This window comes from Chryseobacterium paridis (assembly GCF_016595215.1).
In the GTDB taxonomy this organism is placed as follows: Bacteria; Bacteroidota; Bacteroidia; order Flavobacteriales; family Weeksellaceae; genus Chryseobacterium; species Chryseobacterium paridis.
In genome coordinates this window covers 2076194-2087976 of sequence record NZ_JAENHK010000010.1, presented here as the reverse complement: position 1 = coordinate 2087976, position 11783 = coordinate 2076194, and the positions used below count along the sequence as shown (strand labels likewise).

Below are 11783 nucleotides of genomic sequence, written 5' to 3'. Positions count from 1 at the left end.
ATATCCTGAGCGAGCCGAAGGATTATTAAACATTTTTTATGTCAAACATTGTTGCCATCGTTGGGCGTCCTAACGTAGGAAAATCCACATTATTTAACCGTTTTCTGGAAAGAAGAGAAGCTATCGTAGATTCTACTGCCGGAGTTACTAGAGACCGTCATTACGGAAAATCAGATTGGAATGGAGTAGACTTCACCGTAATTGATACCGGAGGATATGATGTAGGTACTGAAGATATTTTCGAGGAAGAAATCCGTAAACAAGTACAATTAGCTGTAGACGAGGCTACTTCTATCATTTTTATGTTGAATGTAGAAGAAGGCCTTACTGATACAGACCTTGAGATTCACGAGCTTTTAAGAAGATCGAATAAGCCGGTTTATATTGTAGTTAATAAAGTAGACTCTTCAAAAGAAGAGTTGGCAGCTACAGAATTTTACCAGTTAGGAATAGAAAAATATTACACACTTTCTTCAGCTACAGGTTCAGGAACTGGAGATCTATTGGACGATATCGTTAAAGATTTCCCGACTACAGATTATCAGGATCCTTTTGAAGGATTACCTAAAATTACAATTGCCGGTCGTCCGAATGTAGGGAAATCTACTTTAACGAATGCATTGTTAGATGTTGAGAGAAATATTGTAACTGATGTTGCGGGTACCACAAGAGATAGTATTCAGACTCTTTATAATAAATTCGGACACGAGTTTGTATTAGTAGATACAGCAGGAATGCGTCGTAAGGCTAAAGTCTCTGAAGATCTGGAATTTTACTCTGTAATGAGATCAATCCGTTCAATTGAATATTCAGATGTAGTGATCATTATGGTAGATGCTACACAAGGATGGGAATCTCAGGATATGAATATTTTCGGTTTAGCACAGAAGAACAGAAAAGGAATTGTGATCCTAGTTAATAAGTGGGATTTGATCGAAGATAAGCAAACCAATACAATTCGTGATTTTGAAAAAGCGATTAAAGATAAGATAGGACAGTTTCAGGATATTCCAATTTTGTTCGTATCTGCCTTGACGAAACAGAGAATTTTAAAAGCTGTAGATGTTGCAATGGAGGTTTATGAAGACCGTAAGAAGAAAATCAAAACTTCAAAATTAAATGAAGTGATGCTTCCTATTTTTGAACAAACTCCACCACCTGCAACCAAAGGAAAATATATTAAAATTAAATATTGCGTTCAGCTTCCTACACCTTCTCCGCAGTTTGTATTTTTCTGCAACCTGCCACAATATGTGAAGGAGCCGTACAAGAGATTTACTGAGAACCAATTGAGAAAAGAATTCGGATTTACCGGAGTTCCTATTGAAGTTTATTTCAGACAAAAATAATCACTTTGTTTCAGGTATCAGTATACGAATGATACCTTAGAAAGCGAAGTATTAAAATTCTGGTAGAGATCATTTCTTTACCAGAATTTTTTTTGAAATCTATATTACAGTTTTTAAAACAATTTTACGATTCTGCAATTTTTCATCAGTAATTTCGCCATTTCTCATACAACAACCTTACAGGCTTATATCCTTGCTTGTCAAGCCAGCTTTGCATGGTATAATTGTTACATAATGTAAACCTGTATATCTTTCGGATATTGAAATCTTTATAGGTTTCTTCAAATGCTTTATTAAGCGCTGAATATACTCCTTGTTTCCTGTACTCCTGTTTTACATATCCCTCAGAAACATAGAGGTCGTCAGCATCTCCCAATTCAAAATTACTGTCATCTTTTTCATCAATATATCCAAACAGGAAGCCTATTGCTTTTCCATTGACGTCTGCGATGAGAAATGTTCCATCATTCTCTTCTTCACAATCAGACATAAAGCGTAAATAGTGCTTTTTAATCTTACTCCAGTCTGCAGTCTTTTCGTTCATTTCTTTTTCAGAAATATGAAGTTCGCCTACCAATTCATCAACAATAGGAAGATGGTCTGATATTTTTATTTTTCTGATGGTAAAATTCATGATGTATGTTTTAGTTATTTTCCGCGTATCGGGCTTCCATGCCATGATGTATTATCAGAGAGAGCTTCACCTTTCATAATCAGGGAAAGTGCATCAATGTTCACATCATTGCCAATCTCGGTATCATATAGAATAATGGTTCTTGAATTAATAGTGGTTCGTTTACCAATTTTTACACCTCCTATTTTCATAATCCTGTCTTCAAAAAGATGGGTTTGTGGGCCGCAATCTTCATTGAGCATGGCTTCGTCATCTATGCTTACCATATCATATTCTGTGATATCAGTGGTGTTAAGCCATACTCTTTTACCAATTTTTACTCCCAGGAATCTCATAAAAAAAGGAAGCCATATAGTACCACGTAAGAAGTCCAGAAAAAATATGACTGGAAGGGCTTCATATATTGTGGTAATTCCTTCACTCAACCAAACCTTCAGGCTGTACATAGGCATTTCTGTCTTTTTGTATTTTCCAACCAGAATCCATTTAAGTAATACCATAAAGAAAAAGGAGGGAAGAGCTACAATCCCAAGATAATAAAATGGTGAGAACAATAATAGAAGGTGAATTTTTCCTTCCAGGTAATTACTGGTATAAGCAATAAACAATACACTGCAAATGATAATTACGGTTTGTGGAAGAATAATTCTTATTCCTTCAACAATACCTCTTGCCAGCTTAAGACCAAAAGAGGGATTGTAAGTAAGGCTGTCTTCAAAGCCATCGGATTTTTGTCTGGTAGGAAGCCCTATTGGAGGAGATCCGAACCAATCTTTTTCTGAAGAGTTTTTTAATTGCTCTTCAGTAGGAGCTTTGCTTAATACGCCGATCAGCATATTGTCATTTAATTCATATCCTTGAGGGATGAGACCACTATTTCCTACAAAGCTGTTATTTCCGATTTTCGTTTTTGCAAGGATCAATTTCTCATTTCTTACATCATGTTCACCAAGGATTACGGCATCAGCAATAAATGAACCTTCGCCAATTTCAAGAAGATTGTGAGAGACATCACTGGCTGTAGAAATCTCAGAGTTTTTTCCAACCTTAGCCCCCATCATTCTGTAAAATTTACTGATATAAATAGAGGCAAAAAGAGGATGTACAACAGTAAGAGCAAGATTAAATATTTGATCTTTCACCCATTTTCTATAATACATAAAACTGTAAACAGGATATATTCCGGGTTTCATATTGTACTGTAAAAATCTTGTAATAATACTTACAACACTAATGAATATAAGAATATATACAGTGGAGAGAATAGGAGCTTGCCACAGGTAATAAAAGCTGTAATCCGCTGAACGATCATCCAGGTAGTAAAGTGTATATAAGGTAGGGGCTAAAGGTAAAACGATCAATAAAGGAAAGAAAAATAATGAACAGGCATATAAAACAGCATATTTATTTCTCTTTGAGGAAGAAACTAATGTTGGATTTTTCACCTCTTCTTCACTTTTTACACGTAATTTCTCAGCTGGGCTGCCGTCCCATACTTCACCAAATCCAATTGTTTTTCCCTCATTCAGACAGCTTAGATCCTGTAGTTCTCCAAATTCTTCAATAACAGTGTCTCCGCATACTATTGCTGAAGAGCCAAGATAAGCATGAGCCTTAATGTGTACTTTTCTTATTTTAAGAAGACCATTCTCAACGGATGCGTTGTCAATGCTGCATCCGGAGCTGGTCGTCACATTTTTATCTATCGTTACCAGATCTTCAGCAGCAATAGGTAAAAGACTGAGCTGTGCACTGGGATGAACATTTACACCTAATAATTTCAAATACTTCGGATATAAAGGAGTTTCAACAATGAATTCCGAAGGCAGCAGTCTTTTCACTGTTTTCCAAAGCCACCATCTGAAATAATACCAACCCCAAAGCGGATAATCTCCTTCTTTTATTTTTCCAATAACTAACCATTTTGTAAATAGAATAATAATGGAATAAACGGGTGGAATCAATGTGTATAAAAGTACGGCACTGAGCAGCGCAAGACCAGTTCCATAGCCATTAAGCTGAAAATAATAATAGCTTAAATAAGGGAAAAATATCTGAATACTCAATAAGGCAAAAACAGCAAATAAAGCAAGAGTTTGGGCAACATTACAGGCATAATATTGAAAAGTTGAAACCCTTGTAAAAGGTTCCTGATCTGATGTTTTCGTTGTTTGTTTATTCTTAAGACAATCTGCATAGGCAGAAAGCGGACGATTTTCATAAATGTCTTTTAAAGAAGCGTAAGGAATTCCTGCCTTTTGTCGAAGGTGGGAAACTAGAGTGGCTGCTAGCAAAGAATGCCCCCCTAAATCAGTAAAGAAATCCTGACTAAGATCGATGTCTTTAGCTGGAAAAACCCATTGAAGAGTTTGCAGAAGTTTCTCTTCTACCGAAGCTTTAGGATTTATTTCTATATTTTCATTTTCTTCATGACTGGTAAAACTTTCTGGAACAGGGAGTTTTTTTCGATCGATTTTTCCGCTGGGCATTCTGGGCATTTCTTTCATTTTGATGATCGAAATCGGAACCATATACGGAGCGAGAAATTTTGCCAGTTCTTTTCGCATTGTATTCTCATCGAATGATGAATCATTTTTCATCATAGCGTATCCTACAAGCTGGCCTTGCCCGTTTGCGTCTTCTTTTACTGCTACGGCTGCCGAAGAAACATCAGGAAGCTGATTCAGGCGGGTCTCAATTTCACCCAGTTCAATCCTGTAACCTCGAAGTTTGATCTGATCATCTATTCTTCCCTGGAAATCTATAAATCCATTTTCCCTGATAATAACTGCATCCCCTGTTTTATATATAGTGTCTCCGGGAAATTCCGGGAAAGGATTTTTCAGGAATTTTTGTTCCGTCAATTCAGGTAAATTAAAATACCCGCTACTTACTCCAGGTCCTGAAATGATCATTTCACCACGTTCGCCTCGGGGAACAATATTTAAATGCTCATCTATAACAGCAATATGGTAATTGGGTAAGGGGTGTCCGATGGTAAGTTCTTCTTTGCTCGTTAACTTAGCCATATTTGAAGATACAGTTGTTTCTGTCGGACCGTAGCTATTGATAAATGTTCTGTAGGGTTGTGCCCATTTTTCCTGTACCTGTTTGGTACATGCTTCACCACCTGTGTTGATAATTCTTATGGAAGGAACTTCATCAATAATTGCTAAAATGCTCGGAACAGCATGGAGAACAGAAATTTTATTCCGAATCAAAACATCACTGAGTTCATCAATAGCTTTTACTGTAATGGCATCGGCAATCCAAATAGTTGCTCCCGAAAAAAGGCTGATCCATACTTCTTCGCACCACATATCGAAAGAAACTGAAAAGCCCTGATAAACAATATCAGTATCTTTTATTCCGATAAAATCCTCTTCAGATCTTATAAGATGACAGATGTTTCTGTGTGAAATTGGAATTCCCTTAGGGTTTCCAGTACTTCCAGAGGTAAATAAGACATACGTCCACTGGTCTGGCGTAATATGGTTAATAGATACTGATACCGTGCCTGATGGCTGGGGATCGATATTTAAAGGAGAGCAGTGGATTCCGGCGTCCGTATCTGAAAAATAGGTTTTCACATGAATATCTGTGAAAACTTTTTTTATCCGGTCTTCAGGCATTTCTCTGTCCAGCGGAATGTAAGAAGCTCCTGCTTTTAATATTCCCAAAATAGCAACCGGAAGTTCCATACTTCTGGGGTACCATACCCCGACACGATCACCGGGTTCTACTCCCTCACGCTGAAGCTGTAAAGCAATTGCATTACTCCAGTTATCGAGTTCTTCATAGGATATTTTTTTTTCATTAAATATAAACGCTGTTTTGTCTTTATATTTAATGAAAATAGGTGCTAGTAGCTCTGGTAGTGTTTCTTCTTTTAAGAATTCAGGAGCTATTTTGCCTAAAATTAAGCTTTTCATCATCTAATATATTTTATTACGGAAACGGATAGGGAAACTTTCATAAATATACTTTATTTCTACTTACGTTGCATCTATCATTTAGTTTTTTAATTGTAATTTTGCTGGAATTAAAGCTGACTCACTCTAATTAAAATTTAAAATTCATGCTTACTATTTTATCAGAAAATTTTTCTCTTGTTAATGAATGGATAAACGAACTTCGTAATGTAGAGGTTCAACATGACCGATTGAGGTTTCGTCGGAATATGGAACGTATTGGAGAAATTGCAGCTTTTGAGATCAGTAAGGATTTAGAGCAAAGAGAAGTTGAAATTCAGACTCCTTTAGATACAATAAAAGTTAGAGAGATTGCTGTTCAGCCTGTTATTACTACAATACTAAGAGCTGGAGTTCCTTTGTTTCAGGGGATTTTAAACTATTTAGACAAGGCAGATTGTGGATTTGTAGCTGCTTACCGAAAGCATGATGCAAACGATTATTTTTCAATCAAACAAGATTACCTGACATGTCCAAGTATTGAGGGCAGACCATTGATTGTTGGAGATCCCATGTTGGCAACCGGGGCATCGTTAATTGAGGCGATCAAAGACTTATTAACCCACGGAACACCTACTCAATTGCACATCGTAGCAGCAATTGCTTCCAGACAAGGGGTGGAAACAATTGAAAAAGCCTATCCTCAGGCTAAAATCTGGGTAGGGGCAATTGATGACCAGTTAACCTCCAAAGGGTATATCACTCCCGGACTTGGAGATGCCGGAGATTTGAGCTATGGTGAAAAACTACAACGATAATCTAGGATAAATTCCAGAAATCTTTCATGATATCAAGTACCAATGTTGGACGGGTTCTGTCCATCGGGTGCTTTGTGTCCGGAAGTACAGCTAGTCTTGCATTAGGAATGTCCCGATGGGTTTGCATACTTTCTTCTATGGTAACCATATTGTCTTTATCACCTACCATAATCTGAACAGGGATTGTAAGGTTGGCTAATGTAATCTGATTTAAAGGAGAATTTTTTCCTAAAGAGATCATCATATTGGCAACAGCCGGAAGGAGTTTTTTCCATTGAGTACCATGTTGTGTCTCCAATTGTTCAGCATATTTGGGGATTTTTGCAAGGATAACTTCGGGATCCAGCATTTTACTTTCCTTTATGGCTTGCTCCTCTGTCCAGTCAAATTTTGTTCCCAGTGTTAAAACAGAATTTACATTACCGGGTTGCTGTAAAGCGTAGCAAAGGCCCACATAACCACCCATGCTGTGTCCGAAAATATAGACATCTTCTAATTTTTCCTGTTGACAATATTCAGTCAGCTCTTGAGTATATTTTTCAATACTGATCCCTTTTTCTGAAATTTCAGTATTTCCATGTCCTGAAAACAATGGGGTATGTATATTAAAATGTTTTGATAATACTTGCTTGTAAGGTTTGAAAAGGTCACTATGTCCTAAAGCACCATGCAACAAAAGCAGGTTTTTCATAAATATTAGTTTGGTGGGAAATTATGAAAAAAATTGAAATTAAAAGTTATGAATTATGAATTATGAATTATGAATTATGAATTATGAATTATGAATTATTTTTGCTAAACCCTAAACCCTAAACCCTAAACCCTAAACCCTAAACCCTAAACCCTAAACCCCATTTCTCTCTTTTTTAACTTTCCTCTTTCAATTTTCAATTAATAATCCACTGCCATCACCAAAACACTCACCTTATTTTCTCCAGCATTCAAAATCTCCCATGCAATAGTCGAAATTGTATTTCCAGTCGTAAACACATCATCAATTAATAGAATATGTTTTTCTGAAATTTTTCGTGTGAGTGAAAATGTATTTTCATTTTTTAAACGGTGTTTTTTATCTTGTAAAGCCTGAGCTTTCGAATAATGATTTCTTTTGATTAGATGATGATCAAATGGAATATCATAAAATTGGGATAGTGTCTCAGTGAAAAGATGGAGTTGATTATATCCTCTTTCTTTTTCTTTTTTAATATGAAGTGGAACGCTTACTAAAAGATCTGGTTTTTTATCATCAAAACTGAGTTTTTCAGTCACCCATTTTGCGATTATTTTTCCTGTTTTCTCCCGATTTCTGTATTTCAGTTCATGAATGACTTTACGGCTGAGGTTTTTTTCTTCAAATTGCATGAGTGCATAGGTGTTTTCCACTGGAAATAAGAGTTTACATTTCTCTTTAATAATATTTTCCTCAAAATAATCGAAATGAGTAAAATGGATGTGTTCAAAACAAATTTCACATATCAATAGATCGGAATGAATGATCCGGTTGCAATGGATGCAACGGTTGGGGAAGAGAAGATCGAGAATCATTTGTGTGCTTTTTTACTAAGATAGTTTTATTAGTTGAAAATTGAAAATTGAAAGTGGAAAGTTGAAAATGAAAACTGAGAAGAAAGAAGTTGGGAGTTTTAATTTTCGGATTCGATTTCTTTTCGGATTTTTTCAATGGAGCTTTTCATGCTTTGGTTGAAATATTCCTTTTCCAGTCGTACCGGCGGTGCTTGTCGTACTTCACAGTCGGCAATACTGCAAGATTCACAGGTTACACCTACATTGATGGTAGGTAAGCTGGGAGATTTTATGAAGTTTATTTTCTTTATTGTTTGAGAATTGAGTAGAATTCCCAGACAATAACTTCTATTGCTGCCATCAGAAAATGGATTTTTCTGGGATGTAGAAATAACCAGATAACTTATTCCCTGATCTTTATAATGAGAAATCTGGGCGTCGGTTAATGTTTCGTTTTCTCTTAGATCCTGAAGGTTTTTAACAGCGATCCATCTTCTGCAATAATGTTCATTCATTGCATTGGCATGTGGAGCTTGCTGATGATTCAGATGTAACTCTTTTAAAATTTGGATTTTGTCTGAGTTCTTCTTTTTAACTAAACACAAATAAAACAGATCTTTAATTCCTAATTCTGATGACAGAACATTCGTAAGCCTGTAATAAAAGGTTTCAGGAGAGTTGGTGAAACTTTCAATAAGTTGGATGAAATTTTTAGGTTTCCAACTGTTTTGCAAAAAGAAATCAGAAGTGTTTTCGATGATCTGATCTTTTGAGATCAGTAACGCACCTGCGAAATAAGATGCATAAAAATTATTCAGTATTTCCTCGAAGCTTCCAAAGTCCAACCATGAATAAGTATTCGGTCGGTTTTTTAACTCCAATACATTAAAGGCAATCTCTTTAGCCAGGATAAAAGTCTTTTGGTCCTTTTCTAATTTGATATTGAGAAGTAAAAGTTTTTTCTCAGGAATAAATAATGAGCGTAAATGGGTTGAGGTTCCATAAGGTTCAAAATCCCTTGACTGAATGATGTAATTGAACTTTTCAACTAGGATGTTTTGTAGAATTTCGGGATTAAGATTTTTGTTGAGCTTTAGCTGATGTTCCTTTGCAAATAATTGAACTTTTTCTTCGATCTCTGGGAAGTAATTATCATAGAGTTCCTGAAAAGATCTCAATACGGCAAAATAAAAACGTTCTTTTCCTAAGTTGTAATTCTGTGATATTTCAATCAATGCATTGATGAAAGCTGTTACTTTTTTTGGGGCATCGCTGATGATACTTATAAGATTATTTTTATTGATTCCGAAAAGATCTAATGGAACCTCTTTAAAAAAATCTGACTGTAAAATTTCGTTGAATGGAGCCAGGCTTTTATCAAGTTTTGTAGATACCAGATCATCAAAAGTACAGTTCAGGGATTCTGAAAGCTGAATGATCTTATCATGCTTGGGGTATTTCTTCCCATTTTCAATTTCATTAAGATAAGATTTTGATAAACCGGTTTTTACAGCAAGATCTTGTAGAGACCAATTTTTCTTTTGTCTCTGCTGTTTTAGTTTTAGCCCAAAAACTGTTTTAATAAAGTCGCTCTCTGCATTCATTACTCAAATATAAATAATTGATTGCGATTATTCGCATAATAATTTTTAAAAATAATTAGCGAACGTTCGCTGTTTGTGAAAATTTTTATTTATGTTTGTAATATCAAATCACAAAATCAAGGAGTTATGGAAACCACAACCCAATTAAAAATAAAGGCACAAAGCCAGTTTGAAGAAATCTTCAGTCCTGAATTGGTAGAATTTCTGGTTGAGCTTCATCAGAATTTTAATAGCAAAAGATTAGATCTTTTAGAGGAGAGAAAAGAAACTCAATTGGATTTGGACAGGAGGCATCTTCCTAAGTTTTTACCACAAACGGAAGAAATAAGAAATGGAAACTGGGTGTGCTCACCGCTTCCAAAAGATCTGTTGGATCGTAGAGTTGAAATTACAGGACCTGTAGATCGTAAAATGATCATTAATGCTCTTAACTCAGGAGCTTCTACCTTTATGGCGGATTTTGAGGATAGCAATTCGCCTACCTGGAAAAATTGCATGGAAGGGCAGATTAACCTTACTGATGCGATTAACAGAAAAATAGATTTTACGAATGAACAAGGGAAATCTTATCAACTGAATGATAAAACGGCTGTTCTGCTTATCCGTCCCAGAGGTTTGCATCTTTCTGAAAAACATATAGAGATCAATGGTGAGGAAGCTTCCGGTTCTTTGATTGATTTTGGAATGTACTTTTTTAGAAATGCCAATCAATTGTTGGCAAATGGTAGTGGACCCTATTTCTATCTTCCAAAATTGGAACATTATAAAGAGGCTCGTTGGTGGAATGAAGTTTTTGATTTTGCTCAAAATTATCTTCAGATCCCAAGAGGAACCATTAAAGCAACGGTTTTAATAGAAACGATCACCGCATCATTTCAAATCGATGAAATTTTATATGAATTAAAAGATCACAGTTCAGGATTAAACTGCGGCCGATGGGATTATATTTTCTCATTTATTAAAAAATTCAGAAACCTTCCTGAGTTTATTATTCCGGATAGAGATCAGGTGACCATGACTTCACCATTTATGACAGCTTATTCCAAAAAGGTAATTGAAATCTGTCACAAAAGGAATGTTCATGCGATAGGGGGAATGGCTGCGCAGATTCCTATAAAAAATGATGATCAGGCAAATGATATTGCATTTGGAAAAGTAAAAGCGGATAAAGAACGTGAGGTGAAAAATGGTCATGACGGAACCTGGGTGGCACACCCGGCCTTAGTTCCAGTAGCAAAAGATATTTTTGACCAATATATGCCCTCAGCCAACCAAATTGATAAAAAAGTTGATTATCAGATCAAAGAAAGTGACTTACTGGAAATTCCAAAAGGAGAGATTAGTGAAAAAGGTGTTCGCAAAAACATCAATGTTGGGATTTTATATCTCGAAAGCTGGTTGATGGGTGTAGGTGCTGCCGCCATTTATAATTTAATGGAAGACGCTGCAACCGCAGAAATTTCAAGAACGCAGATCTGGCAATGGCTGAAAAATGAGGCAGTACTGATAGATGACCGGGTATTAACGCGAGAAATGGTTCTTCAATGGGAAAAAGAAGAAATGGATACTATTGAAAAATATGTAGGTGAAGAGCGTTTTAAAAATGGCAAATTTAATTTGGCTAAAGAGCTTTTCAACGAATTGATTTTCTCTGAGAAGTTTGAGGAGTTTCTGACGTTGAAAGCGTATCCTTTTATTTAAGAGATTTTTTGAGTTCGGGAGTTGTAGGGTTTGATAGTTTGAGTGTAATAGAGTTTGAGAGCCTTAATGTTTTTGGCAATAATTACAATAAGGTCGTCACTTCGAGTAGATTTTGAAAAAATCGTATCGAGAAGTTGTCGATATATGTGAAATTTTAACCATTAATGTCTATTAAGAAGGCAAGTTTAGTTAAGGAAAATCATGAATGATTTTTAAGTTTTGTATTAAAGATCTTATTAGCG

At 35.7% G+C, this 11783-nt stretch carries 8 protein-coding genes; 3 read left to right on the top strand and 5 right to left on the bottom strand.

Annotation, left to right across the window (positions count from 1 at the left end):
* The first annotated feature begins 38 nt into the window (after positions 1–38).
* Positions 39–1349: a ribosome biogenesis GTPase Der gene (der, locus tag JHL15_RS18935; RefSeq protein ID WP_200248294.1), complete on the top strand. Its 1311-nt coding sequence runs from the start codon at positions 39–41 to the stop codon at positions 1347–1349.
* A 145-nt stretch (positions 1350–1494) separates the two neighbouring features.
* On the opposite strand, the gene JHL15_RS18930 is transcribed toward der, so the two are convergent.
* Complete coding sequence (locus tag JHL15_RS18930) at positions 1495–1983, bottom strand: GNAT family N-acetyltransferase (protein ID WP_200248293.1); 489 nt, start codon at positions 1981–1983, stop codon at positions 1495–1497.
* Between the two features lie 14 nt (positions 1984–1997).
* A complete protein-coding gene (locus JHL15_RS18925) occupies positions 1998–5918 on the bottom strand; it encodes a Pls/PosA family non-ribosomal peptide synthetase (RefSeq protein ID WP_200248291.1) in 3921 nt (1306 codons plus the stop codon).
* A 143-nt stretch (positions 5919–6061) separates the two neighbouring features.
* Between JHL15_RS18925 and upp the strand changes: the two genes are divergently transcribed.
* A complete protein-coding gene (gene upp / locus JHL15_RS18920) occupies positions 6062–6712 on the top strand; it encodes a uracil phosphoribosyltransferase (protein WP_200248289.1) in 651 nt (216 codons plus the stop codon).
* 1 nt (position 6713) lies between these two features.
* On the opposite strand, the gene JHL15_RS18915 is transcribed toward upp, so the two are convergent.
* From JHL15_RS18915 to JHL15_RS18905, 3 genes are all read right to left on the bottom strand, one after another.
* Complete coding sequence (locus JHL15_RS18915; RefSeq protein WP_200248288.1) at positions 6714–7403, bottom strand: alpha/beta fold hydrolase; 690 nt, start codon at positions 7401–7403, stop codon at positions 6714–6716.
* A gap of 200 nt (positions 7404–7603) precedes the next feature.
* The gene (locus tag JHL15_RS18910; protein WP_200248286.1) at positions 7604–8257 is read right to left on the bottom strand and encodes a ComF family protein; all 654 of its coding nucleotides are present in this window, start codon (positions 8255–8257) and stop codon (positions 7604–7606) included.
* 98 nt (positions 8258–8355) lie between these two features.
* A complete protein-coding gene (locus JHL15_RS18905) occupies positions 8356–9840 on the bottom strand; it encodes a helix-turn-helix domain-containing protein (protein ID WP_200248284.1) in 1485 nt (494 codons plus the stop codon).
* 126 nt (positions 9841–9966) lie between these two features.
* On the opposite strand from JHL15_RS18905, the gene aceB reads away from it, so the two are divergent.
* The gene (gene aceB / locus JHL15_RS18900; protein ID WP_200248282.1) at positions 9967–11541 is read left to right on the top strand and encodes a malate synthase A; all 1575 of its coding nucleotides are present in this window, start codon (positions 9967–9969) and stop codon (positions 11539–11541) included.
* The last annotated feature ends 242 nt before the right edge of the window (positions 11542–11783 follow it).